This is a genomic window from Paenibacillus marchantiae (genome assembly GCF_028771845.1).
Lineage (GTDB): Bacteria > Bacillota > Bacilli > Paenibacillales > Paenibacillaceae > Paenibacillus > Paenibacillus marchantiae.
This window is the reverse complement of the sequence record NZ_CP118270.1, coordinates 2,712,613-2,736,695: the sequence shown is the minus strand read 5'-3', so window position 1 is coordinate 2,736,695 and position 24,083 is coordinate 2,712,613. Positions and strand designations below refer to the sequence as shown.

General features: G+C 41.4%; 24 protein-coding genes and 1 pseudogene. 5 read left to right on the top strand and 20 right to left on the bottom strand.

The features are described 5' to 3' along the window. Positions 1 to 136 precede the first annotated feature (136 nt). Positions 137 to 637 (top strand): hypothetical protein, encoded by a 501-nt coding sequence (locus tag PTQ21_RS12460; RefSeq protein WP_274570060.1) that lies wholly within the window; start codon positions 137 to 139, stop codon positions 635 to 637. Between the two features lie 80 nt (positions 638 to 717). Here the strand turns inward: PTQ21_RS12460 and purU are convergent, their stop codons facing one another. Then, positions 718 to 1,611, bottom strand: a complete 894-nt coding sequence (purU, locus tag PTQ21_RS12455; RefSeq protein ID WP_072734276.1) for a formyltetrahydrofolate deformylase — start codon at positions 1,609 to 1,611, stop codon at positions 718 to 720. A gap of 22 nt (positions 1,612 to 1,633) precedes the next feature. Continuing rightward, positions 1,634 to 2,761, bottom strand: coding sequence for a deoxyribonuclease IV (locus PTQ21_RS12450; RefSeq protein WP_274570489.1), 1,128 nt, complete (start codon positions 2,759 to 2,761; stop codon positions 1,634 to 1,636). Positions 2,762 to 2,931: 170 nt separating this feature from the next. On the opposite strand from PTQ21_RS12450, the gene PTQ21_RS12445 reads away from it, so the two are divergent. Both PTQ21_RS12445 and PTQ21_RS12440 read left to right on the top strand, forming a co-directional pair. Next, a complete protein-coding gene (locus PTQ21_RS12445; RefSeq protein ID WP_274570058.1) occupies positions 2,932 to 3,402 on the top strand; it encodes a DUF2621 domain-containing protein in 471 nt (156 codons plus the stop codon). 166 nt (positions 3,403 to 3,568) lie between these two features. Further along, positions 3,569 to 4,480: a TIGR01777 family oxidoreductase gene (locus PTQ21_RS12440; RefSeq protein ID WP_269053677.1), complete on the top strand. Its 912-nt coding sequence runs from the start codon at positions 3,569 to 3,571 to the stop codon at positions 4,478 to 4,480. Here the strand turns inward: PTQ21_RS12440 and PTQ21_RS12435 are convergent. The 18 genes and pseudogenes from PTQ21_RS12435 to PTQ21_RS12350 form a co-directional block, all read right to left on the bottom strand. After that, entirely contained in the window at positions 4,469 to 6,385 is a 1,917-nt protein-coding gene (locus tag PTQ21_RS12435) for a DUF6382 domain-containing protein (protein ID WP_274570057.1), read from the bottom strand. The two genes, PTQ21_RS12440 and PTQ21_RS12435, sit on opposite strands and share 12 nt — an antisense overlap. Before the next feature lie 26 nt (positions 6,386 to 6,411). Next, entirely contained in the window at positions 6,412 to 6,924 is a 513-nt protein-coding gene (locus tag PTQ21_RS12430) for an A24 family peptidase (protein ID WP_090808186.1), read from the bottom strand. Between the two features lie 8 nt (positions 6,925 to 6,932). Then, positions 6,933 to 8,000 (bottom strand): pilus assembly protein, encoded by a 1,068-nt coding sequence (locus tag PTQ21_RS12425; RefSeq protein ID WP_274570056.1) that lies wholly within the window; start codon positions 7,998 to 8,000, stop codon positions 6,933 to 6,935. A 29-nt stretch (positions 8,001 to 8,029) separates the two neighbouring features. After that, positions 8,030 to 10,180: a hypothetical protein gene (locus PTQ21_RS12420; RefSeq protein ID WP_274570055.1), complete on the bottom strand. Its 2,151-nt coding sequence runs from the start codon at positions 10,178 to 10,180 to the stop codon at positions 8,030 to 8,032. A gap of 57 nt (positions 10,181 to 10,237) precedes the next feature. Next, positions 10,238 to 10,915, bottom strand: a complete 678-nt coding sequence (locus tag PTQ21_RS12415; protein WP_063564413.1) for a TadE/TadG family type IV pilus assembly protein — start codon at positions 10,913 to 10,915, stop codon at positions 10,238 to 10,240. Continuing rightward, the gene (locus PTQ21_RS12410; RefSeq protein WP_063564414.1) at positions 10,893 to 11,087 is read right to left on the bottom strand and encodes a Flp1 family type IVb pilin; all 195 of its coding nucleotides are present in this window, start codon (positions 11,085 to 11,087) and stop codon (positions 10,893 to 10,895) included. Before PTQ21_RS12410 ends, PTQ21_RS12415 begins: the two co-directional genes overlap by 23 nt. A gap of 11 nt (positions 11,088 to 11,098) precedes the next feature. Continuing rightward, a complete protein-coding gene (locus tag PTQ21_RS12405) occupies positions 11,099 to 11,968 on the bottom strand; it encodes a type II secretion system F family protein (protein ID WP_274570054.1) in 870 nt (289 codons plus the stop codon). 12 nt (positions 11,969 to 11,980) lie between these two features. Continuing rightward, the gene (locus PTQ21_RS12400; protein WP_274570053.1) at positions 11,981 to 12,748 is read right to left on the bottom strand and encodes a type II secretion system F family protein; all 768 of its coding nucleotides are present in this window, start codon (positions 12,746 to 12,748) and stop codon (positions 11,981 to 11,983) included. 19 nt (positions 12,749 to 12,767) lie between these two features. After that, positions 12,768 to 13,199: pseudogene (locus PTQ21_RS12395) on the bottom strand (ATPase, T2SS/T4P/T4SS family); the annotation flags it as partial. Between the two features lie 45 nt (positions 13,200 to 13,244). After that, the gene (locus PTQ21_RS12390; RefSeq protein WP_274570052.1) at positions 13,245 to 14,969 is read right to left on the bottom strand and encodes a recombinase family protein; all 1,725 of its coding nucleotides are present in this window, start codon (positions 14,967 to 14,969) and stop codon (positions 13,245 to 13,247) included. Between the two features lie 12 nt (positions 14,970 to 14,981). Next, positions 14,982 to 15,308, bottom strand: a complete 327-nt coding sequence (locus PTQ21_RS12385; protein ID WP_274570051.1) for a hypothetical protein — start codon at positions 15,306 to 15,308, stop codon at positions 14,982 to 14,984. 175 nt (positions 15,309 to 15,483) lie between these two features. Continuing rightward, the gene (locus tag PTQ21_RS12380; RefSeq protein ID WP_274570050.1) at positions 15,484 to 16,299 is read right to left on the bottom strand and encodes a hypothetical protein; all 816 of its coding nucleotides are present in this window, start codon (positions 16,297 to 16,299) and stop codon (positions 15,484 to 15,486) included. Positions 16,300 to 16,465: 166 nt separating this feature from the next. Next, positions 16,466 to 16,852, bottom strand: coding sequence for a type II toxin-antitoxin system PemK/MazF family toxin (locus PTQ21_RS12375; protein WP_274570049.1), 387 nt, complete (start codon positions 16,850 to 16,852; stop codon positions 16,466 to 16,468). Between the two features lie 390 nt (positions 16,853 to 17,242). Next, positions 17,243 to 17,635 (bottom strand): hypothetical protein, encoded by a 393-nt coding sequence (locus tag PTQ21_RS12370; protein ID WP_274570048.1) that lies wholly within the window; start codon positions 17,633 to 17,635, stop codon positions 17,243 to 17,245. Positions 17,636 to 17,886: 251 nt separating this feature from the next. Further along, a complete protein-coding gene (locus PTQ21_RS12365) occupies positions 17,887 to 18,660 on the bottom strand; it encodes a stalk domain-containing protein (RefSeq protein ID WP_274570047.1) in 774 nt (257 codons plus the stop codon). A 77-nt stretch (positions 18,661 to 18,737) separates the two neighbouring features. Next, entirely contained in the window at positions 18,738 to 19,070 is a 333-nt protein-coding gene (locus tag PTQ21_RS12360) for a hypothetical protein (protein WP_274570046.1), read from the bottom strand. A gap of 30 nt (positions 19,071 to 19,100) precedes the next feature. Beyond that, complete coding sequence (locus PTQ21_RS12355; protein ID WP_274570045.1) at positions 19,101 to 20,126, bottom strand: hypothetical protein; 1,026 nt, start codon at positions 20,124 to 20,126, stop codon at positions 19,101 to 19,103. After that, positions 20,127 to 20,366 carry a hypothetical protein gene (locus PTQ21_RS12350; protein WP_274570044.1) on the bottom strand — a complete coding sequence of 80 codons (240 nt, stop codon included), beginning with the start codon at positions 20,364 to 20,366 and terminating at the stop codon, positions 20,127 to 20,129. 820 nt (positions 20,367 to 21,186) lie between these two features. Between PTQ21_RS12350 and PTQ21_RS12345 the strand changes: the two genes are divergently transcribed. Beyond that, positions 21,187 to 23,121: a hypothetical protein gene (locus PTQ21_RS12345; protein ID WP_274570043.1), complete on the top strand. Its 1,935-nt coding sequence runs from the start codon at positions 21,187 to 21,189 to the stop codon at positions 23,119 to 23,121. Positions 23,122 to 23,536: 415 nt separating this feature from the next. Beyond that, positions 23,537 to 23,989, top strand: coding sequence for a hypothetical protein (locus PTQ21_RS12340; protein ID WP_274570042.1), 453 nt, complete (start codon positions 23,537 to 23,539; stop codon positions 23,987 to 23,989). The last annotated feature ends 94 nt before the right edge of the window (positions 23,990 to 24,083 follow it).

The window sequence follows — 24,083 nt, the reverse complement described above, 5'->3', positions numbered from 1 at the left end:
TAACCTTTAAGCGGAAAACCATACTCTTTTTAGATATCGAAGTTGATTTTGCATATAATGGTCCTTGATCATGATTGGAAAAATCGGACTTTTGTGCACATCAGGCTGTACTTCATATGGAAAGGAGGATTCGCATATGCCGGAACATTTGGCTAAGTCACCAAAATCGCTAAAACACATATTACCCTGGAAAGCCGGGGTTTTAACAGGTCTTACATCCGGACTGGTGCTCGGGTTCTTTTTAAAGGCTATTCAGACTTACACTGGTGAAAAAGTCTATACCTTGCTGCTGAACATTGATTTTGTTCCATGGCTTCTGCCCACATTACCTGAATATATCGAATTTGTGCTGCATCTTATCGTTTCCATAATCATTGGCATCTTCTACATATGGTGGATTCAGCGTTCAGGTCATCCGATATCCAAAGGCGTCCTGATCGGCTCTCTCTCTTCCCTGCTGTATATTCCACTCTCCCAGCTGTCGAGTCGTGTGCCTGATCTATATGATATAAAAGCGATACTTTACTGGCTGACAGGGCATCTGTTATTTGGCGTGGTCGTTGGTTGGTGCGGTCATGTATGGAAGCACAGCCAGAAGCACAACCAAAAAGGCGATCCCCCTTTCAGACATGAATAGGGGACCGCCTTTTCTTTTTTTCGGAATAGAACTGAACTGTATCTTTACGAATCAACCTTGCGCAGTATTAAAGCATTAGCTTAAAACACAACGGTTTTATTTTCATGAACCAGTACACGGTCTTCAACATGCCATTTAACGGCACGAGCAAGAACTACACGCTCAATGGTACGTCCAATGCGTTTCAACTCGGTTACATCATCCCCGTGGCTTACACGCTGAACGTCCTGCTCAATGATCGGTCCGCCATCCAGCTCTTCCGTAACATAGTGAGCTGTCGCACCGATAATTTTGACACCTCGGTTGTAAGCTTGGGCATACGGTTTACCGCCGACAAAGGCAGGCAGAAACGAGTGATGAATGTTAATAATACGATTGCGGTAATGCTCAATGAACATCGGGGAAATGATCTGCATGTAGCGCGCAAGAATAATCACGTCGATATCATTACCAATGACGTCCAACTGACGTTGTTCCGCTTCCTTCTTCGTATCCGCTGTAACCGGAATATGATGATAAGGGATGCCAAATGATTCTACATAGTCCTTCATATCCAGATGATTGCTCACAACAAGCGCGATGTCTGCATCCAGATCGCCAGCCTGCCATTGCCACAACAGCTCAACCAGACAGTGATCCTCCTTGGATACAAAGATAGCAAGTTTCTTCTTGCGGCTAACCGCAGAAAGACTCCAATCCATTTTGAAACGGTTTGCTACTTCTTCGAAATCAGCTTCCAGCTTAGGCAGGTTCACCGATAATTGTGGAAGATCGAACTCGATCCGCATAAAAAACATGCCGCCAGCCGGGTCCATTGTGTATTGGTCCGACTGTACAATGTTTGCACCATGCTGGTGCAAGAAATGGGATACTGCGGCAACAATTCCCGGTCCATCCGGACAGGAAATGAGCATCCGCGCCCGATCGGCGCGGTTTTTAACATCAGGACGTACTTGTTTAGCGTGAATCTCCATCGGGTTATTTTTCCTCCTTCAACTAGGCCGTGACAAAAATTTCTTTGCCTGCAAGCCAGGCGATCAAACGATGATTCAGTTGTTCTTCATTCAAATGCGGGAACAATGCGGCTTCAGCCACGAGGTCATACAGACGTTCCAACGGCTCACGTGGATCGGCTTTCTTCGCTTTGGCATCATTCTTGAGCAATGTCCAGATATCCAGAACATGTGAACGGGACTCAATCTCTTTTCCTTTGAAGAAATGATGCAATTGTTCCACTTCTGTCAGGAACTCGGGACCAAATCGACCAGCAACATCCCCGCGAAGCAATGCAATCTCTACTTCATACATAGGACGCTGAGTTTTGGCTTCTTTACCAATCCAAGGCGTTTCCAAAATAAACGGACGCCCTTGAAGAGCCTCGTGATGCACGATACGGTTAATCGCCTCAAAACCAATCCAGCCGGATCCAATCGGTGTATGACGGTCCTTGTGCGCACCCACAGGGTTCTTACTATCATTAATATGCATTACGGCAATGCGGTCAAGCCCTACCGTACGATCAAATTGTTCAAGAACACCGTCCAAGTCGTTCACGATATCATAACCCGCATCGTGAATGTGACATGTATCCATACACACAGTAAGGCGTTCATTGTGTGTGACCTTCTCCATGATCTGAGCAATTTCTTCAAAACTGCGGCCCATTTCAGTTCCTTTACCAGCCATCGTTTCCAGAGCGATATTCACATCCGTCTCCTTCACTCCGTCCAGCACTTCATTCAAGCCTTCAGCAATACGTCCGATGCCGTAGTGAGCATCCTTATCCGTAAATGCGCCAGGATGCAGCACGATATTTTTGACACCAATCGCATGTGTGCGACGAATCTCTTCCTGAAGGAAACTTACGGCTAGCTCATACGTGTTTTCTTTGTAGGATCCGAGGTTAATAATGTATGGCGCATGGACAACGATATCTTCCATTCCGCCCTCTTGCATCGCAAGCTTGCCTTCCTCAATAAACATGGACTCAATAGGCTTGCGGCGGGTATTTTGCGGTGCACCTGTATATATCATAAACGAACTGGAACCGTACGAGGACGCTTCCTTCGTTGCACTCAATAATCCCTTGTCCGAAAAGGACACATGGGAGCCGATTTTAAGCATCATTAATCCCCCTTTTTCTGAATTATCCCTTATTCTAACGCGATTATCGAAATAAATCTAGAAATGCGCTATAATTCGGGATATAGGCTATTTTTTACAGCTGTAATTTGGAACATGGGTGGGCGGAATCCGTCTTTCCGTGAAAATCAATAAACCGAGGTGACTCCGCAATGATTTTCGGCTCCTACGCTTGGACGTTGACTAGTAGTTCCCCCAGCAATTGGTTTATGAACACGATCGCATTCTGGACCGTTCTTTTGCTTGGAAGTATGTGTGTTGGCGGATTTTTTATGATGCGCAAGTTTTTGAAAGTGCTTCCGAAGGCAGACGGGAAGTCGAAACTCGATTGGCAGAACCACTGGGTTGAAACCAGCCGTCATTTATGGACAGATGAAGCAAAGGCTTTTCTGGACCAACTTGTAGAACCTGTTCCTGGCCCATTTCGAGATATCGCCAAACATTCCATCGCAGCAGAAATCGGCAAAATTGCGTACGAAAATAATGCAACTGAAGTATCCAGAGATCATTGCATTAAAGGATACATTATAGCCACACCGAAGCGGGATAATAAGTTTCTGGTGAAATTTCTGGAGAAAAACCAAATTGACTATTCGCCTTATAAACATTTGATGAATAAATAGATCAATGAATTCAGCCGAACCGAACATTAACATGTACTAGGCTTACATATTCAAACATGCTCCGTCAGGTAAGTTATTCCCAGCAAGGTAATACTTACCGCCCGGGGCTGTTTGTCGATCCAATATTACATGTCAGCAAAGTCAAAATAACAAGGAGGTCGCCATGATGAAGATTGCGATTTGCGGAGGTACCGGTTTTGTCGGAGGAGCGCTCGTTGATTACTGGCTTCAGGCAGGCCATCATGTGAAAGTTATTACACGTAAATTGCCGAATTTACATAATCCCAGCCAAAACCTTACTTATATCTCATGGGAACAGGTAGAGGAACAGCCTCATTTGCTGGAAGGAATGGATGCCTTGGTGAATCTGGCTGGAGAAACGTTGAATCAACGTTGGACAACAAAAGCGAAACTGGAGATTGTTGAATCCAGAGTGACTACTGTAGCACGCGTAGCCAAATTGATAGATTCACTGGAACACAAACCGGAGGTGGTCGTACAGGCATCTGCCATGGCAATCTATGGCACCTCTCCTACAGAAACATTTGATGAGAACAGTCCTCAAAAATCGGTGAATTTCCCATCCCGCGTTTCTCAACAATGGGAAGTTGCTGCTGATGCCATCAAACATGTGAGACTAGTGAAAATCCGCGTTAGCCTCGTGCTTGGTCATAAAAAAGGTGCTTTTCCATTAATGAAACTGCCTTATATGCTTGGTGTTGGGGGCAGGGTGGGAAGTGGCAAACAGTGGACCAGTTGGATTCATATTATGGATATTGTGCGTTTGATTGATTTCACGATCCAAAATAAAGAAATCTCCGGTCCGGTGAACGCCTCTTCGCCCAACCCGGTAACCAACGATGAATTCGGACGCACGGTAGGCAAAGTGTATCATCGTCCGCACTGGTTCCCCGTACCCGGAATTCTGATCAAAACACTGGTCGGAGAACTCTCTGTCGTGCTGCTTCAAGGACAGCGGGTTATCCCGCAAAAAGCGTTGGATCACGGATTCCAGTTCACCTTTCCTACATTAACCGATGCACTGGAAGATCTAAAACACCGGGGTCTATCCGACTGATCGATACGTGTAAACAGACTCAGCTAACGTAAAGGTATCCCCATCTTCCAGTGGATATTCTTTGTACGGAGCAAGAACATCGCCCTTGAGAATGGTTCCATTCACAGAACCCAAATCCTTAATGACATAGCCCGATTTGTTCCGGCTCAATTCCACATGAGCACGGGACACACCCGTTGCTGAATCTACCCACTGGACCATGTCCGCCGATCGGCCAATAACAAACGATGCTCCTCGGACATCCATCCGTTCATTTTTGTCCCCTGTTGCTGATCTGCGTTCAAGATAAAAGGAAGGTACTACTAGACCTGCTCCCGTAATGCTTCCGCCAGCAACACTCTGCAAATTTACTGTAGCATCAGCCGCCGCATGATGACGAATGAGCTCCGATGTTGCAGCCACGGTTTCGACAGTATGCTGAACAAAAGGTTCATCAGAAGCTTCAGATGGTATATGTAGATTTTGAAAGCGAGAATTTCCTGCTACAGATGACCTGGATTCAATAGATTGCCCCCGTTCTGATTGAGCATTTTGTATATCACCAGAGCTCTGTTGACTCGTGTAACCTTGTCCATAGGTGTTACCTTCTGGTGACATTTCAGTTGCATTCCAACGCCAGCTCTCCTGAAACATCTCTTCTTGGCTTTCTTTCTGCTTACCTTTGCCTCTTCCCAATCCAAAAAAAGCAGATTTCTTATTGGTAGAGCCCTCTTGTAATTCGCCATCTGCATATTCTTCATTCGGCATCTTTTTGCGTAGCAAATTGGATTTCGAATTTCCGAATTTCCCTTTGGTCACCCATGCCCAACCCGCGATCCCAAGCAAGCCAGCACTTAATGCTGCAGATAGAATCTTTTGTGTCTGCCCTGGTTGTTCCATATAGATGAATCTCCATACCAGCGCGATGGCAATCATACAGCCCAGAATGATATAGGTCGTTTTGGAAGAATCCTGCTTCTTGTCCTTCTCGTCCTTTTCCATATCATCGTCCTGTATTGAATCAAACGTTTGGCGCTGTGACGGATTCGTAACACCTTTCGCTTGCAATGAGGACTCTATCGGTGAACGTCTGCCCGAAAATCCTGAAAAGGGTTTGTTAAGTGGTTTGTCCTCCTCCGCAGTAGATATCCTCGGTTGATGATTTGATTTTAACTGCTGCCCAGCTTCGCCATTTCGATCCAACTGACGATACTGATCTTGCCCACTTCTATTGAAAAACAGATCATTTCCCTGCTCCGGAACTGCAGAAAGTGGCATTCCTAATTTACTGTCAGTTGAGCCGGATGACCCACGTGAAGACATAAACGTTGCCTGGCCTGAACCACTCTGCTCATCAGCATATAATTCAAGCAAAAGTTCACGCAGTTGTCTAATATCCCATTGTTCAATCTCACATAGCTGGAGGACACGCTGAATCCCTTCGCCCTGAAGTTCCTGAACATGGGCCATTAACCTAATAACCAGTTCGCGAAATTGCTGAGGCGTCGGATCGACCTCAACTGCATCGACAATTGGAATATATACTAAGCCAAGCTCTCCCAGTTCAAGTGAACCATTGATAAATATGTACTCTTCCTGAATCTGTAATTTACGCGAATCCAACATATATTGTCTACACTCTGTAAACGTATCTGCCAGCTGAAACAATAGACCATATAACACACGCAGATTGATTTTTCCTGACTTCAACATTTGAGGTAACATCTTATATCCTGAAATATCGTATTGTAACGTTACATTTCGGTCTACCTCTCGAATATGAACGGGAAGAAGTCGGGGAATTTGATTGGAAGACAACATGCCCGTCTGCACACGGCTCAGTTCGTCCATTCGCAGCCCTTCCGCTTTCTCCAAAACCATAAACGATCCGCCGTTTCGAATGAAATCTCTCGTTAATCCATACATGCCAATCCTCTCTTTCCATTGCTTAGTTAAATCATGTAGATATAGGCGCTAATGAATCCTGGCAATACGGCCAGCATAAAAGGAAACTTCAATGTCTTTTCCTGATTGACCAGCTTGAGCGAACCGAGCATGAAGAAACCGGCAAGATTTCCTGCCATGCCACGAATCCGCTTCGCTGAATCCCTGCGAAATAAGAGAATGACTAATCCAATTGCCCCTGCGTACAAAACGGAGTAAATAATAACGTGAACGCCAAAGGCCAGTCCTGTCCAAGCTCCAATTCCTCCAAACAATTTTACATCTCCCGCACCCACTGCGCCGATCAGATACATTAGAAATAAGACACCGAACCCGATCGCGAATCCGGCTGCTGAGAATAGAGCCCCCTCCCATCCTCCCCAGATGATATGGGCCACAACTCCCGCGACAGTCACTGGTAAGGTTAAACGATTTGGTATTTTCATCGAACGAACGTCTGTAACAAAAGCTGCAATCACATACAGACTACAGGCCAGGTAAAACCACTCCACCTCCACCATCTCCTTCCTTATTTTCTGGAAGCCACATTAAACTCGGTCACCGTCTTGGCACCATCCGCAGTCTCTACAACAAATGTCCATGTGCCTTCCGTTGTACGTGTACCAACAAACCAGTTCCACTCAATCACACCATTTTCGTCAGCAGTCGCCCACCCGATATGCTTGGCTGAACTTTCACCGGACTTGTAAAATATCGTTAAGTTCGCTGTAGCTCCGGGCTCCACTTGAACCTTAATTGTCGCGTTGTTGCCTATGTATGCTGGCTCCGGCTTGGATAGTACGGTTGCTGCTCCAGCTGAATCCGTGTCTCCCCCACTACTGTTGGAGCCTTCTCCGGTATCTCCAATCCATACCCGTTCTGCCGCAGCCGCTTGAATGCGTAAAGACTTCCCTAGAAAGGGAACTTTAACAGGCAATTCATAGCTCAATTCAAGCCTGAAGTAAGGATTCGTTTTATTTTTGAGATCAGGTATGGAAACACCGTTAACATGCACACGCTCTACATTTAGTACAGAAGTATTAATAAAAGGCTCAAGCAGCGGTTTAACGGTAGGATCAAGTACTGTCTCAAGAACGGATGTCTTTACCTCCTGTAACGGTTGTTCACCCCTGGCAGCAGCTGCACGTACCCAATCACTTAGCGGCTCTGGCAGTGAAGAGGCGTACTCTTCGGCCCATTCCGTCAGTGACAACTCCGGTATTTTCCACCCACCCTCCGAACCTTCACCATCTGCGGAATCAGAGGGGCTGAATACAAGGGAGACCGGATATATTTTCGTGGATAACTGCTTTACTGCCTCTCCTGCCGTGCTCTGCAATGCTGTTGATACCAACGTCATCTGTACGATGTAAATGAGGAACATGACAAAGAACAGGAATACAGGCAAAACCAGTGAGGCTTCCAAAACGATGCTGCCCATTTCCTTTTCTGATGAACCCGTCTTTTTTGGAAAACGCACTTTGGAAACTGAATGTGTCTGCTCAGTCAGAGACTTTAATCTTTCCAGTCTACGCACTCGTGTAAGTCGACTCTGTAATCGTGCCAATATTTTTTCCTGCAGATGCTGCTTATCCATAATCCCTCCACCGAAACGACCCAGATTACTCAATAGGAATAATCGGCCTTTCGATCAATGAAAAATCGCCCATCCTCTACCTGGTCTGCACTACCCATGAGAGCACCTATACTTCTTGTGACTCCTGGTAAAAACCACAATTTAATACTGCTGCGCATGTTTCCTGAAGCGTATGTCTGCTTCTCATCCGGATTCACGCCGGTATTCAATCGGATCAAAGCCAACATTCTGGACATTTTGCGTTCATTGTTGCTATGCATTAATAGGAACAAACGCAGATGGTCCCTGTATGTAAGCTTGACTTTGATATATTTGGACAATTCCACACTACCTTCTTTAGCCAGTTTCACCATATCTGCTATAGCGTTTGTAATTCCGTATAAAATTGCAGCAGATAATACAAGTAGTGGATTCCCAAGCTTGCTATTCTCAATTAGTCCTTCTGCAGTTCGAATCGCCAGACGCATGCCAAAGATCTCCGCATACGCAGCGGCAATGTTCCCCGAAGGATTATGAAAACCATATACGATGTACTCCAATTCCTGATTTTGCAGTTTGAACACTTCACCAGCATCTCCACTGCCTTCAGTCCAGCCCAACAATTGCCCAAAATCCATGGAGTTGAAATACGCCAGTGCATACTCATTCTGGAACAACTCATCGCCAAAACTATCCAGCAAATTAGACATTCCTCCGAACAAACTGTCCATTCCGTTCATTGCGTCACCACCGGAGTCATACGGATCTCCAGCAATCTCTGCCTTCTTGGCTTCTTCACGGCTCGCTTGGTTAAAAGCGATGTTGGCGTTGTAGTACTCCTCCAATTGTTTGAAGGCTTCCATGGAGCCGGAGCTCCCCTTTTCGATTTGTGACAATATGCGTTTAACTTCCTTCAACTTCCCTTTGGATTCCTTATCATTCGCTTTGCGCTGGGCATCAGATCCGCGACCGCTCTCCAACAGCTGTTTGCTTTGGAGAATAACATTGGAGGGACCACTTCTTACATAAGTGTCCATGTATCGTTCCGTGACCTGACTAGCCTGTCTAACCCCTGGTTTAATGGAAACACCACTCATTACCGTAACAGTGCGAAGCTGCGTATTAAGCTCCATACTGTCATTTCTGACATTGGTGAAATCCGAATTTTGTGAGCGTACATGTGCATTTAACTGATCAAACAGCGTGTCAGCTCTTACAAGTTCCGAAGCAAGGGAGCGTGTACTCTTGGCTTCACTTCCCGATCCGGTAGACGGAGGGCTCGTCCCAGGCAGCGGTGAGTTGCCTACGTTTTCATAACTGGCATTCTGTGAACGGTTCTCCCCTTCAGCGATTACCCGCTTCATTTCCTCATTGATCTTGCGAGCTTCTTCAATCTTAGCTTGGGCTTCCTCCAATTTTGTCTGGTGAGCCTGCAATGCTGGTTGTATGATCGTGCTTATGCCTGTCGCCACATTCCCTACACCTGTCCGATAACGAGCTAGCTCTAGCATGTACTGTTGCTGGTTAAATGGCAGCCCCTCATCCATTTGTTTTTTGTTAAGATAATCCGCATAACGCGCCGCTGCTTCGGCAGCTGTCTCTGGCGTCTCTCTTAACATCTCATCGTAAATGGCAGAGGAGGGCGGATTCATGATCAGTGCAGGCAGACCCTTCAGCTTATCGGCGGATTCCGTCTGATTGGCTATTGCTTCGTCCAGCAATTCCTCACGTTTGTCATACAGTTTTTGCAATTTTTTGAGCAGATCCACGGTATGAGCAGCTTCTTTCATCTCTTCTGACATCGGCTTAAAACGGTTGACCACTTCCAGGGTAAAATCAACCGGCGCACGATATTTCATATCCTCCTGGATCTGGCGATTAAAAATATCGTATCTGCCCAGTTCACGCTCCATGCTTAGTGAAGTGGTATCCCATTGGATATCCAGAATGGGAAACCCATCTTTCACAGCCGAGGGCTTCACACTATCATTCAGCACCTTGGCCATAATGGAGTCACCACTGCTGTCACCGTATCCAAATAGACCATACTCCCGCAAGGAAGTATCGTAGGCTGACATCACAGATCTCATCGCTGCATGCGTCATTCGTTCTGCCTGTACTTTGAAAGCAGCAATACGTGCATAATCAATGAAAATGGAAACAAACATAAAGATTCCAGCCAAAATCAAGATCAAGAACACGGTTACGGCTCCAGATTCACCGTCTTTTTTTCTGAACAGTGCTTCCTCCTCCTTTCCTCATTTTTTGGTTTTGCCAAAATGCTGTACAACCTGTCCCGCTTCAGCGGCAGTACTGGCTGCGGCTCCGCCCTTGCCTTTAAACTTGGCTGCATAATAACGGACCAGATCCACCGTTCGGATGAATTCCGTCGGCTCTACAACTGCAGATGAACCTTGTGTTAGTACACTGTTACCTGAATCAAATAAAAAAGAAGGCAGCGGTAAAGAAATCACCTGCTCCAGCTTAGTCGTTACTTTTCGCTGGATCAGCGAGTTCTGATATTCAATTGTCCCGTTCATGCCAGAGGGCATACCTTGTGCCGCTTGGGACAGTTTCTTTTCCGATAGACTTCCGCCTTCCCCTGCGGGTACTGACACAATAACCTCATTGTCCGCTCCCACCCAACCAAACAGTGCTCCGAGCAATCGATCATCGGTCAGTCTCCAGTACAAGTTGTCATGTTCCCCAGCAACAACTTCTCCTGTCATCGCCTGCTTGTGGCTGTTATCCCAGCTGTAGGCGGCACGTTCAGAAGCTGCATACGCATGCTGGTTCAGAAATGTTTTCTGATACATGTACATGGAGAAAAATAAAAGTAACACGAGAATAAACAACACAATAGGGAAGACCAGGGAGGCTTCAATGGTGAAGCTCCCTTCTTCCTTTTTCAATTTACTTACCCGGGAAAAATTCATTGCTTTTCGTGTCCACTTTACTAAGCAGGCTCGTAATTAATGCTGTTATTTGATTTTTGAATATTAATGCAATAATGATAATTACGCCGATAATCAGAATGAGCTCCAACGTACCCAGCCCGTCCTCTTCCTTCCAAAGTCCAATTACTTTGCTTTTCATTAATTCCAGCATCCCAATTCCTCCTACATATTCATCATCATAAAAGCAGGTGCCCCGATCATCACCACAATCGAAAAAAAGATCAGTACCATCGGAAACACCAATTTGGAAGAAGCCTGTTCTCCCTTAGCCCGACTAACGGCCTTGCGTTTCTCCCACAGCACATGGGACAGATCACGCAGCGCCAATACAAAGTCACCTCCCCCTCGCCGGAAATTCAGCAGCACTGTTGTTGTAAAAATCGTCACTTCCTGTACACCACAGCGGCGGCTGAACTGTTCAAAGGATTGTTGAAACGAGTATCCGTTGTTCCAATCCCCGACCGTCTTTCGCAGCTCATTATAGAGAGGATGATTCCGTTCTCCCTGACTGGCTACACAGTGAACAATGGCACGCTGCAACGTTTCTCCCGCACCAACTAGCAGAACAATTCGGTTCAATAACTCCGGCAGCTCCATGAGTATGTCCTGATCTCTTCGCTGTACTTTGGTGTTAAGATCTTTGTAGAGCGCAAAGGGCAGTGCAGCACCGAGTGCCAATCCACCTACCATACCCCCAAGCCCCATGTCCCCAACGAGCGCCAAAAGGCAGCCTACGAGCAACATCAGCCACGAATAAGTCAGCATCTCAGCACAGTAGAGCATCGTTTTCTCTCCACTATGCTGTATGCCATACATTTTCTGAATGGCATGCTGCATACGGAACATGAGCACAGGCAATCTGCGGCCCACCTCGAACTTGTCCAGTAAAAACAAAAAGGGGCCATGCAGCTTCTTCAGACGTATTCCTTCCATATCCAGTTTGCGCAAATGTCGGTAGTTCTGCCCTCGCGTTCGATCAAGCACCAGCCACCCTGCTCCAAGCACCCCTCCGAAAATAACGGGAAGCAGCATCGTGTCAGCTCCTTATACTTTGATATCCATAATGCGTGTAATCCACAAATAACAGCAGGCAAGTAACGCCAATGCCCCGCTGGAGATCATATATCCAATCCCGCTGTATAACGGCTCCATAAAATCCTTGGCCGTAAAGTTTAGAAAAATCAGAAAAATAAATGGAGCGGCAAACATCACTTTAGATTCAAACTTCTTCTGTGCCACCGCTACCATGATGTCCTGCTGAATATCCAGCTTCTCACCAATTACCGCCGAGGTTCGCCTTACCACTTCGACCAGATCTCCACCCGTTCGCTTACATGTGATGAACACATCGGCAAAGTTTGTGATATCCTCAATTTTGGCCCGATCCGAGAAGTTTTGCAGCGCCTCTTCAATGGGCTGACCATATTCCATCCGCGTCCTCAGAATGGTGAATTCACGAATGAGATCTGTATCCGCCTCAGGATTGAGCATGCGCAGATCCTCCACTGATTCCTTAAAACCGTTCTCTACTGATTTTCCCGCAGCCAGCGCAGAGGACAACGCATATAATGCCTGCTTAAAATGTAAACTGAGAGTCATTCTTCTTCGTTCCAGCAGTACTTTTGTCCAGTGTTTTGGTACCCATATACACCCCGCAGCCAATATCAGTCCGGCCAACCACTGATGATAGAACAGAATACCGACACCAAAGAACAACAAACCACTAATCAGCATGCAGACAATCCGCTGTCTTCGAGATAGCGTATATACGGTGTAGTCCGTTAACGCTTGTCTGGCCTCACCCAACTTCATCACCTACCAATAAAATCGACTATTTCACGTTGTTATCCGATCCATTCAACTCATCACTATTGCGTTCTATGTACTCGTTCAACCATTCCGCTAGCCCAGCCATCTGAATTTTATCCACTTGTCTCAGTGTTCCAACTTGCACGAGTCCGCCAATAATCTTGCCTTCTTTTTCTTCGATTTCCTGGAAACGAAACAGTGGATTGAGCAGTACTTCTCCGTCCTGCATGCCAATCACTTCGCTAATCTCGGTCACCCGACGTGAACGATCACGCAGCCGGGATAAATGTACAAAGATATCAATGGCCGAGCTGATCTGCTGCCGGACAACCGCAATGGGAAGATCCGCTCCGCTGAGCACCATGGTCTCCAATCTGCTGATCATATCGGAGATCGTATTGGCGTGACCCGTGGACAACGAGCCATCATGTCCAGTGTTCATGGCCTGTAGTATGTACATATAAGTGGTTACGATAAGACAAAAGAAAAACAGCTACAATTAGCTGTCTAATTTGAATCCATCTATAAGCTTATTTACGGTATCTTCGATAACACTTTCTCTCGATTTCCCGAATACACGCCAATAAATTCTTAACTGTTCTTCCTTGAATTCATGTTGTGTGAATCTTGGCAAAGGCTCTGCTCCTTGAGGTGATGTTACTTCGAATCTGTCTATGATCTGTCTTAGAGTTGCATTGGTTAGGTTATCAACATCAACCTGAGCAAGAAAAGCCAAAAACTTTTTATGACGTAATTCAAGTTTTTCAATCTCAATGCTAATATTCTCAAGCCGTGATAAGTTGTTCTGTTTGTCAGTCAATTGAGCCTGAATTGAGGTGTTACGTTGCTCATACTCGCTGTCGTCAATGATGCTTTTGGTAAGAAGCCTAAAGTTCACTTCTCTTTCCTGAGTTAATTCTCCAATCTCACTTTTGAGTGATTGTATATCTCGCTCCACATTTTTTAAATCAAACTGTGATTTGATATAGTAATTAAGATTCTCTTGGTGAACCTGTTCATTATTTCGATACTGTTTGATTTCCCTTTTTATATAATCCAGTAAGTCTTCTTCGTATTGGAGGTTTCTATACTGACAACCCTTTCTGCCATACTGATCATTGTTGCGACATATCCATTGAATAAATGATCTGTTTTTATTACGCTGGACTTTTCTTCGTAAACTACCTCCACAGTTACCACACTTCAGTATGTTGGAAATAATGTGTTTTGATGAATGTCTAGATGAACCACGTTCTAAAACATGCACCTTTTGCTTCTCAATCTCTCCATTGTTTTCTACCGTTATTTCTTTAACAGTTAATGTACCAAAGTCATCTTTTCTCTTTTCTTTTTCTATCTGAACTAGCTTGAATTCATCAATGTCAATTAACGCTAAATCTTCATCATAGGTTACGACTTGTTTTTCCGGTGGTATTTTCTTAATTAGATTTTGATTCAAATCAATCTTACGTGTTCTATGTAACCTGATCTCGCCTGTATATATAACATTCTTCAACATCTTTGAAATCAAACTTTGATCCCATAGGCTAGCCCCGCGTTTAGTAGGAATTTCTTCAGCATTCAGCTGCTGTGCTATGCTCCTTAAACCCATACACTCATTTAGATACATGGAGAATACTCTTTTAACAATTGGTGCTTCATTGGGATTAACAGCTAACTTCCCTTGTCTAATATCATAACCATAGGGAGCACGACCACCCCATACACCCTTCTTATAGCCTTGAAGTTTACCAAACTGCACTGCTTCACTTTTTGCTCTGGATTCTTCCTCTGCTTGTGCTGCAAAGATAGTCAATTTAAAGTCATCGGCTCTGTTCATTGTGTTAATTTTTAAATCCTCAAAGTACACAGCAATGTCATAGCTTCTTAACTCAGCTACTGCTGCCAATAATTCCTTAACGTTACGCCCGAATCTACTTATGCTTTTAGTAAGTATTATGTTGAACTTTCTTGCTCGTGCATCATTCATCATTTCTTGAAAAGCTTTTCTGTATTTGTTTGATTTTGCACCAGAGAACCCCTCGTCAACGTAATATCCATCTGTTAAAGTAAATGTCCCATCTGTTTTATAGAACACGCCTGTTTTAGAATGCTGGTAATTGTTTTCATCAAGATATGTATTAAAATAGTCTACTTGGCTCACAATTGAGTTCTTTTGTTCATCACTATCTGTTGATACACGAGCATAGAAAGTTGCAATCATATCGATTTCTCCTTACTTATGTAATACTATGTTCAGTCTATTTAAATTCTCGTTTAAATGAAGCTTTATCCCTAATTTTATAACTGCTAAAGCTGTAAATACATCATTGTTGTAGTCATTATTTTGCTGAATAAACCCTTTAATCGCTTCAGCATTCCTTTTAATAGTATCTGTTACGTCAGACAGGTTACATTTCTCTTGGACATCCTTCAATTTTTTATAGTAGTCACTGTATAGGGATTGCTCGTTAATGCTAAATTCTTGACATATGTAGGCTATAAATTCTTTTTGTTCAATTAGGGAAAACTCACCTTCATCATACTTGAGCGCTTCAATCAATTGTTAATCATCCTTCCTTATCTTATTCACTATTATCTTAGGTAACACTTACTGTCACCCTGCTATATCTTCTGGAATCGATTCTAAGCATCGTTTCATTTGTGTTAAGTGTAGTTTAAGATGAAATGGTTAGTAGGCTTATAATTGAATCTAGATAGCCCAACTTGTTCTTTCGTTATGTATCTATACTTTGATCATTCAATTTAATTTGCATTTGCTCAAAAGTAAATGGTTGATGAACATTGTACACTTGCCCATCAATCTCTATCTGTCCAATTGGTATGTACCCCGTATACAACTTCTGCTCAGTCTCATTACTCACACTTTCAACACTTTTCTGACCAACCGTTGCATCGCTTGACTGCAAAATAATCGTTCTGCCATCAGGTGTATTTGTAAACACTCCAGTATCGTTTTCTAGCTTTGGTAAACCCATGTCTTTCTTTGCATCTGTTATTGTGTCATACCTCTTGAAAGTCCCGAGAACATTGGATTGCTTGTTTCCCATCTCAAAAGCATATACTGGCTTAGCTTGTGCCTTATATGAGTTCTGACCGAACGGAAGCATGGTGATATTAGATAACCTGTATCCTATCTCTGGATTAGTATCTCTGCGGTCAATAGTTGGACGGTATGACTGACATTGGTCATTATCAAGAAAGCATTTTGTCTGTGCAATCCACTGATTCCACATCTCAGGCTTCATTTTAATAATGGAGTTGACTCCACTAATCGGATCACTCCACTCACAGTGAACCCCTTTATAAATCCCTTGCTCATAGCGACAACTATGGATGCGAGATTCTACTGATTTGTAGAGTAAATAAGCAGCGAGTTCATGTTCTTCCATAATAATTCCATTTTCAATTAAACCCTGTGTGCATAGAATCCCCCTAACTAAATATGTATTGTCGCCATATTCTTGTTTCCATCTTTCTATCACTGATGGATCTAACTTGTAAGGTCTACCCATCTTTTTATCTTCTGCCACTAAAAAACACCTTCTTTATTTATTTTATATATTCACTCTTAAAATACAATGAAAATCTTATTTCACATAGACTGCATGAGATTTGTCTATATGCTTGCTACAAGCCCTCCTTTCACAATTTAATGATATCACACTATTTTGATTAAGTACATATATTTATACTTAATTATCTCATTACGCCAATACTAACACTCAATGCTCTTGTTATCTCATCGTTATAATGTGTTGGTATATCAAATAACTTCCTTAATAAATTCTCTTCTTTATTAATCGTCATTATTTGTTCACACAACAAAATACTATCATCTGCCATTCCACACTCATTTGAGTCAAAGAAAACATGCGTTGGTTGTGTAGGCTTTTTAAGTTTGCTTGTTAGAGGAACTACAATTACAATTGGCGCATATTTGTTTCCGATATTATTTGAAATAACAAGCACAGGACGTTTACCACCTTGAATTGAACGCTCTCTGTAACCTAAATCTGCTTCCCAAATTTCAAATCGCTTTACTGTCTTGCTATCAACTCCTCTACGCTCCATTACCATACTCATAATAAAACCTCCATGTACGACACATTATATATTTGTTTGTATATTTATTCTTAATAAGTATTATATCACGGATACTTAGCATTTCAACAGTTTTATTTCTGAAAGTTCACTAAAGTCAATATGTAAATCGTTACAACTAACTATATTTTACCCCCCAACTAAAAAGACTTGACATTTGAAATCGGATCAAAAATGTTTCAGCGTATACCTATATTTCTTTCCTATATACAAAAAAATGCCCCACAATCTTATTTAGATTGGGACATTTCTTTGCTATTTAAGCAATGCAGATATGATAAAGTAACAAACTATTCCGACTAAGAAGATTAGCACCATTGTACTTTTCTTCATTACCAACCATCCCCAATCACTCATCATCAGACAATAAATTTAGAAGCCGCCTTTTACTCCACAGTAAGAGTGTCCTGCTTTAGTTATTTGTATTTGAGTGCAACCAGGATTACTTTTGAAATAATTAAGTGCAGTTGCTACCCATTCGCCACCTGATTGCCCTGTTGCATATATAACAACACCGTCAACAACATAGCCGACAAGGACTCCAGCCAAGAATACAGCTATTCCTACTATTGGCCCAGCTGCTTGGACTTCTCCATCTGGATTTTCAATCTGAAAAGGCTGATAAGTAAATTGTAACATTAAATCATTCTTACTGGATGCCTCATTCTCCTGAGAATTAGATAAACTACCTGCAGAAACACTACTTCCCAATAATAAGCTAAGGGTTAGGATTAAAGATAACATTACTTTCAATTTTGATTTCATTGTTAGTTCCTCCTAAATGTTTATATTATTTGAGAGCAATTGGTATTTAAAATACTACACATTAATAGAATTAATTTCAATAATATACATTTTTATATAAATTATATTACATATTAATTTTTATATATTATAGCTTTCGGTTCAACATTGTTAATAGGCATTAAAAGTGTCCTATTTTCTGCACATAGTTGGTAAAAGAAAAAGCGCCTAGATATAGTCTAGACGCTCGTTTGTGATTTGTTACACATTGATTACTTGTTGAAGAGCATATATGCGTTTAAGTCAACCCGTAGCGAAGAATTATTTTCAGCATAGTCCAAAGCCGTTTTTTTACTATTGTCTTTCAATTTTGTATCTGGCTTCTTATTGATTACCTCTCCAAAATAAAACGAACTATTCTCAATCACAGACAGCATTAACGCTGTTTTGCCGTCATCACGTTGAACATTAACATCAAGTGCATTACGATTAATCGCTTTATATGCCTCGAAATTATCCTCCTCAATTACGTACATCAGGAGAGTATTTCCACCATTAGTTGAATCTTGAGCATTCACATCAAGTGTACCATTATTCAAAGCTGTACGAATCTTCTCCGCATCCAATTTTTCATCTGTCGAATAAGTTTCTCTCAAATTTTTCACCTTTTTGCTTGTAGTTGTACTTGTATTATTGTCCGAGCTTTGACTAGGCACAATTGCCGATCCAGATTGACTACCTGTAGAACCAGTATTTGTTGTACTGTTTGTCGTTGATCCTTTTTCTAAAGAAACCTGAGTGCTGGTTACAGATTCAACAGAGTAACCCATTGCGTTCGCTGTGTCTCTTACAGGCAAATACAATCTTCCATTCACGTTCAATGGAGAGTCAGACAACTTTGCCTGAGTACCATCTACTACAATCTTCACATTACTTTGAGTTGCTTTAAGGTATGTAGTTGCCCCTACTGCTGTACCTGTTGTTAATGTAATACCAACCACGGCTCCGAGTAGGAATGTGGGTAACTTAGTAAACATCTTTTTCATATTGTGCACCTCCGATTTAAGTATGGTATAGCCAATACAGAGACTATACCATAGAATTATCGGTTAAAATTCCAGTTTTACTTAGAATTCCCTACTAAAATTTTAGAGAAATCGACTGCCTGCCCATTAATGAAAAAGAATGGCTGAGTTTCTGACGATTCCACACTTGTTTCTTCATTGACAAACTCCTCTTGAGGATTTGTAACCAGCTGTAGGTAGCGATCAATAATGTATTCATCATTGCAGTTCTTTAATTGTCCATAAATGTAAGAGTCCAAAGCCTTTGTTAAATCGTTGTGCATGACAAAATTCATCAAAATATCACACTCAGTCATAGTCGTTTCGTACAACTCTCTCGTTTCAATCAATTCTTCCATCAGTTTTTTCTCTAGTTCAAATCGTTTATCCATATGTATATTCTCCTCTATATGTTTATTTAATTAGTTTAGATCGATGCGCGCACCGTTCATTTTAATGTTTCCTGTGGCCTTAATATTGATGTCGCCTTGAATGTCGATCCCAAGACCTGATGTTGTCAATTCAAAAGTTGAGCCATTGGACAATCCTAACTGATATGAACCACTTTCTGTAGCAATGAATTTGAAGTCTTTACTTTCTGCCGTAAAAGAGCCATTGTCAGAAATTAATGTGATTCCATTGTCTTTGAACCTCACACTTCTTTCACGTCCAAAGTTGCTTGCAGTATACACAACATCTAATGAACCATTCGGCTTAGAGATTTTTGCCTTTCCGAATCCATTTCCATCGCCCTCCCCCAAAGTGACCTCTGGAAAAGCGTCTGCTCCTGATCCAACAAAAGTATGCTGCTTCTTTAATTGAATATCCGAAAATGATGCTTTCTTAATATCAGTAGGTTCGTTCAAAGTAATTTCAGAAGACATTTCCCATTTTTCAGGTGTTAGATGATAGAAGATGATTGATCCACCAACGCCTTCATTAGCAACAGCTTCATAAATAGGTAGATAAAATGAAGGGATTGAAGGATCTCCACTCTTATACTTGTCAAGCTCATTCATTGCTTTTTGCATCTGAGCTCCATAAGTTATGTAACTGATTTTGGGGTTCCCGTAATAGAATATATTCCTTCCTGTATCCCAGTTGCTACTATCCATACATTCAAAGGTGGCACGGCAATCATTATCGAATCCATATTTAGCAAAGGCAAGTTTATCTCCTTCATCAGCCAATTTAGAGTATGTCTCCTTTGCGATAGATAACAACTTTTTGAAACTTCTGTCTGGCTGATTTTTAAAACGAGCATAAGTATTGACACATAAGATCGAATCTCCTGAGAAAAAGTACCCCTCTCCGTCTAATACATGTAGTTTGTCATATTCTCTAGGGTCTGTATTTCTATAACTAATTCCTTTTCGATTAAAAGATACCGCAGTATCTACAGCAATATAATGTTCATGCTCATAACTAGCGCTAATTGCCAAACTCATTTACTTGCCCTCCTCTACAAAATTAATTGTGATGGATGCTAAATTTTCATATTTGTATTGACGTTTATTTCCATCCTTAACATTAATTGGGCGATTCGCTGTCAAGCCATTCACAAAATTTGACCACCATTGTGTCAAGACAGGTTTCATCTCTTCAAGCATTAGAATGTCCCTGTCCAATTTATCCAATCTAAACTCATAACCATCTTTTAACTTAAAAACAATATCAAACTTACTCATATTCACATATCCCTCTTCACTATGTATTATTTTCGTCTATAAATATTCTCCTAGATAAACTAAGTCAACCTTATTCTCTCTTCTTCATCCTTGTTGCCCTTGCTGGTCTCCTTGGATCACTTCCAGCCTAGCCGTTGCATCAACCTGTACCACGCATATCTAACCTTCCACGTATCTCATCCCTCCCGTTCATCTGTATTCATAGGCTCCAAGAGTGTGCCTTGGAATTCGTTAACCTCATGTATCCATTATATGCAGACTGTTTTATTTTTGTAAACATAAATACGTATATTTATTTTTAAAAATTTTCTCTTCTACTATAGTGACACCTCAGATTCGATTCTCTTCCTCAAATCCTTGATTTATTATTAGGAAATTGGAATACAACTCCCAATGGAGGTGTAAAGTGTCCCATAACTATGTCAGTCTGAGATCTCATTGATATTTAGTTCACTTTCTCCAATTGATTCGGCAGTTTCCTTCAAGGCGGCCATTGGTCGTGTTGCTTATACCTCCATGTCCAGCCTTTCAATAATCCTTCAAAAAAGTCGCCTGTTTCCCCTTCTTAGCTGGATCAGACTCGGCTTCCCCCTGCGTTCCGTGTTTTCAGCAATGAGCATGTATTCGTCATGCCATTCATCTACATCCAGGGAGGTTGAAATATCTTGACCCCCATTTTTCAAAATACACTTGCCAAAGCAATATAATCATGATACATTTTAGTTATTGTACATATATTAACTCTTAAAAGGAAAAGGAGGATATCAGTATCAAACTGTTACTTGACCAAACGAAATACAATTTAAAACCAACAACTCACGTGCAACGAATTAACAATGAACTGCTTCGAAATCCTGTAGACATTGAGCCTGAACAACTGGCACATGGCATCACCCAAGGTAAGACATTCGTTCCAGCCTACATAACTACAAAAGTAGATGGATCATTAAGACGCACCAAAGATTGTTGGACTTCTCAGCAAGTTATCTGTATGGATTTTGACAATGGATATTACGATAGGACACTCAAGCAAAAGGTTATGGATGTACGTATCACATGGGAAGAAGCACAGGAAGAGTTTAAAGCATCAGCCATGTTCATGTACAAAACGTTTAGTCATACAGATGATTGGCCTAAGTTTAGAGTAGTCTTCGCATTCAATGAGCCATTTACAGACATTAACTTATTGAACGTTCATACTGATCAATTATTTAAAGAGTATCCGTATGCTGATGAGTCAACCTTCCAAGTTGAACGGCTATTCTTTGGTGGGACTGACCTTCATGTATTCGATTATGAAAATAGGCTTCAGATTAACCATGACTTAGTTATAGAGGGGGGATATTATAGCCCCAATTACTATAGTAATAATATAGATATAATTGAGGTCACAGTATCCCCCCTTACTACATCAGAGATAGTAAATACGTACATAAACAATATAGATATGATACAGAGTTTAAATGTAAATATAATAGAAAGAATGAAAACTACTTACAAGCCTATAACTGTATCATCACGTAAGGAAGTTTATGATTATCTAAAGAAGATTAATCTACATGAGTATATAGGAATAGCAAGTAAACAGTTCCATGACATATTCCACAATGAGTCATCACCATCAGCTAATATATACCAAGATCCCAAAACAGGTTACTGGTGGTATAAGTGTTGGAGTAGTTCTCATCCATTCACAGGTACTATTATTGAAGTAACAGAATGGTTGACCAAACTAAACAAGCCCAAATCACTCCGATACCTGATGGAATGCTTTAACATCACAATTCAGAAATCAGAGTGGCATGTTGAAATGGAGAACTTAATCCAGCAGAATCTAGAGTTGCTTAACGATGAGGAATTCATAAAAGAAGCATATCCCAATTTGAATTCACTACTTCGAACGCCACTATACTATTCAGTGTTAAGAGAGATTCACTTGATTGCACTAGAGAATATTTCAACGCTCATTCACATCGAGGATACTGAAGAAGCTGTATTTTTTGCTTCAATAAACTACATAATGAAACGTTTGGATAGATGGTGTGACTTTGATCGTTTTAAGAATAGCAAGGAGCGCCGAATCAGAACTATATTGTCATTGTTGGTTTACTTACAGTTACTAAATCGGATCGACATAGAACGTTTGCCGTTTGAATATGTGAATAGAGCCAAATTAGAAGCACAGAAAAAGCATTATCAGAACATGATTACGTTTTGGACAATTCCATCTATGGCAGCCACACATATGCACGAAGTTGAAATGTTAGCCAAGCAATTTAAGGACTTGGGTATGACGGTAGGCAACTTTGATCGACAGATGGTTTTAAAAACGTTGGGAGAAGAAGAAGCAAACCGCATATTTCCCATGAGGAAGAATGAACAATTATCTAGATTAAATGAGCACGTATGCGAACAATTAGAAAAGACTTGCCTGAACTACATTACAGAGTACGGATGGGTAACTGAACATAGAATCATAGAAAATACATACTTAGAAATTGAAGATGTTGAAGCAGAAATGAGAAAACGAGATAAACGAATTAAGGATTCCATTGTTACAGAAGAAGATAAGTTAAAGTGGCTGTATGAACTAAAACGTAGACAACTCAAAAAAATCATTGGTGGACTGATGATCAATCATGGGTTAAGTAAACAGAAACTCAATAACAAGTTGATGGAAGAGCGAGATATCCCCTTACATTACAATGAGAATGGCAATCCAAGTTATCCAGTTGTGTATTTTACAATAGAATAGGCGTGGAGAGATCCATTCCGATTCACTCCATGGCTGTCGCTCACCTTCATCCACAACAAAATCCGTTGTGAATGTCATTTGAATTTACGCAGACTCCTTAGTACTTGAATTTAATTTTTATGGTATAATCAGGTAATTATATGTCGAAAGCACTATTGAAAAATATTTATCTCCAAAATTCGTAGGTTATATTAATATATCAATTTCATCAAAATATGTTAAAATACTTATAATATTCACTTAAATTATAACATTTTGACTTTAGGACCATCTATTAAATAATACATTTTTGTTTTATATGTTAGTAATTAACATTTATACTTTAGAACTATATACTGTTCCATGTTTTGGTAATATTATTATGTAAGTAATTGAAACACGATTACATACTACTAGCCATAGAGGAGGAATTACATTGTCATTCAATAAAATTTTAGGTGTTGGTGTAGCTTTGTCTGTATTACTATCTGCGAATTCAGCTAGTGCTGGTGCATTAGAAGATAGAGTAAAGGATACTTATACTAACCCTCCAATCACTGTGGAGAACCCTGATGATCCGATTATTACTCCTTTTGAGTTACAAATTATCAAACCAGATACTTACAGTAGTTACAATGCATATGAGAGAACATTCACATTGAATCCTGATAATGGAGAAGATGCCAATATTTGGATTCAGAACAATAGTACCGATACTATTTATGCCAAACTTACTGTGGGCAATCTTTCCCCAATTGACATTTCAATCGAGAAAGGGACTCAAAAAACAACAAGATTAGCTGTCATAGGCACAACAAAAGTCAAACTTTATATCTACAGTTCAACAGGCCATAAAATTGATATGAGTATCAGTGCTCGACAATTTTAATATAATTATAGGTGCAGAGGATATCTCTTATGAAGTATCCTCTCTTTATTCTTGTTCCAAATTATCAAGGTAGCATATGAGAAGACTCAAAATA

Excerpts from the sequence above, each read along its gene's own strand:
- PTQ21_RS12430 (WP_090808186.1), bottom strand. The coding sequence starts at position 6,924 with ATGGTGGAGGTGGAGTGGTTTTACCTGGCCTGTAGTCTGTATGTGATT.
- PTQ21_RS12370 (WP_274570048.1), bottom strand. The coding sequence starts at position 17,635 with ATGAAATCAAAATTGAAAGTAATGTTATCTTTAATCCTAACCCTTAGC.
- PTQ21_RS12435 (WP_274570057.1), bottom strand. The coding sequence starts at position 6,385 with ATGTATGGATTAACGAGAGATTTCATTCGAAACGGCGGATCGTTTATG.
- PTQ21_RS12460 (WP_274570060.1), top strand. The coding sequence starts at position 137 with ATGCCGGAACATTTGGCTAAGTCACCAAAATCGCTAAAACACATATTA.
- PTQ21_RS12410 (WP_063564414.1), bottom strand. The coding sequence starts at position 11,087 with ATGCTGGAATTAATGAAAAGCAAAGTAATTGGACTTTGGAAGGAAGAG.
- PTQ21_RS12355 (WP_274570045.1), bottom strand. The coding sequence starts at position 20,126 with ATGAGTTTGGCAATTAGCGCTAGTTATGAGCATGAACATTATATTGCT.
- PTQ21_RS12350 (WP_274570044.1), bottom strand. The coding sequence starts at position 20,366 with ATGAGTAAGTTTGATATTGTTTTTAAGTTAAAAGATGGTTATGAGTTT.
- PTQ21_RS12375 (WP_274570049.1), bottom strand. The coding sequence starts at position 16,852 with ATGAGTATGGTAATGGAGCGTAGAGGAGTTGATAGCAAGACAGTAAAG.
- PTQ21_RS12415 (WP_063564413.1), bottom strand. The coding sequence starts at position 10,915 with ATGAATTTTTCCCGGGTAAGTAAATTGAAAAAGGAAGAAGGGAGCTTC.
- PTQ21_RS12440 (WP_269053677.1), top strand. The coding sequence starts at position 3,569 with ATGAAGATTGCGATTTGCGGAGGTACCGGTTTTGTCGGAGGAGCGCTC.
- PTQ21_RS12390 (WP_274570052.1), bottom strand. The coding sequence starts at position 14,969 with ATGATTGCAACTTTCTATGCTCGTGTATCAACAGATAGTGATGAACAA.
- PTQ21_RS12405 (WP_274570054.1), bottom strand. The coding sequence starts at position 11,968 with ATGCTGCTTCCCGTTATTTTCGGAGGGGTGCTTGGAGCAGGGTGGCTG.
- PTQ21_RS12425 (WP_274570056.1), bottom strand. The coding sequence starts at position 8,000 with ATGGATAAGCAGCATCTGCAGGAAAAAATATTGGCACGATTACAGAGT.
- PTQ21_RS12400 (WP_274570053.1), bottom strand. The coding sequence starts at position 12,748 with ATGAAGTTGGGTGAGGCCAGACAAGCGTTAACGGACTACACCGTATAT.
- purU (WP_072734276.1), bottom strand. The coding sequence starts at position 1,611 with ATGGAGATTCACGCTAAACAAGTACGTCCTGATGTTAAAAACCGCGCC.
- PTQ21_RS12365 (WP_274570047.1), bottom strand. The coding sequence starts at position 18,660 with ATGAAAAAGATGTTTACTAAGTTACCCACATTCCTACTCGGAGCCGTG.
- PTQ21_RS12360 (WP_274570046.1), bottom strand. The coding sequence starts at position 19,070 with ATGGATAAACGATTTGAACTAGAGAAAAAACTGATGGAAGAATTGATT.
- PTQ21_RS12445 (WP_274570058.1), top strand. The coding sequence starts at position 2,932 with ATGATTTTCGGCTCCTACGCTTGGACGTTGACTAGTAGTTCCCCCAGC.
- PTQ21_RS12450 (WP_274570489.1), bottom strand. The coding sequence starts at position 2,761 with ATGCTTAAAATCGGCTCCCATGTGTCCTTTTCGGACAAGGGATTATTG.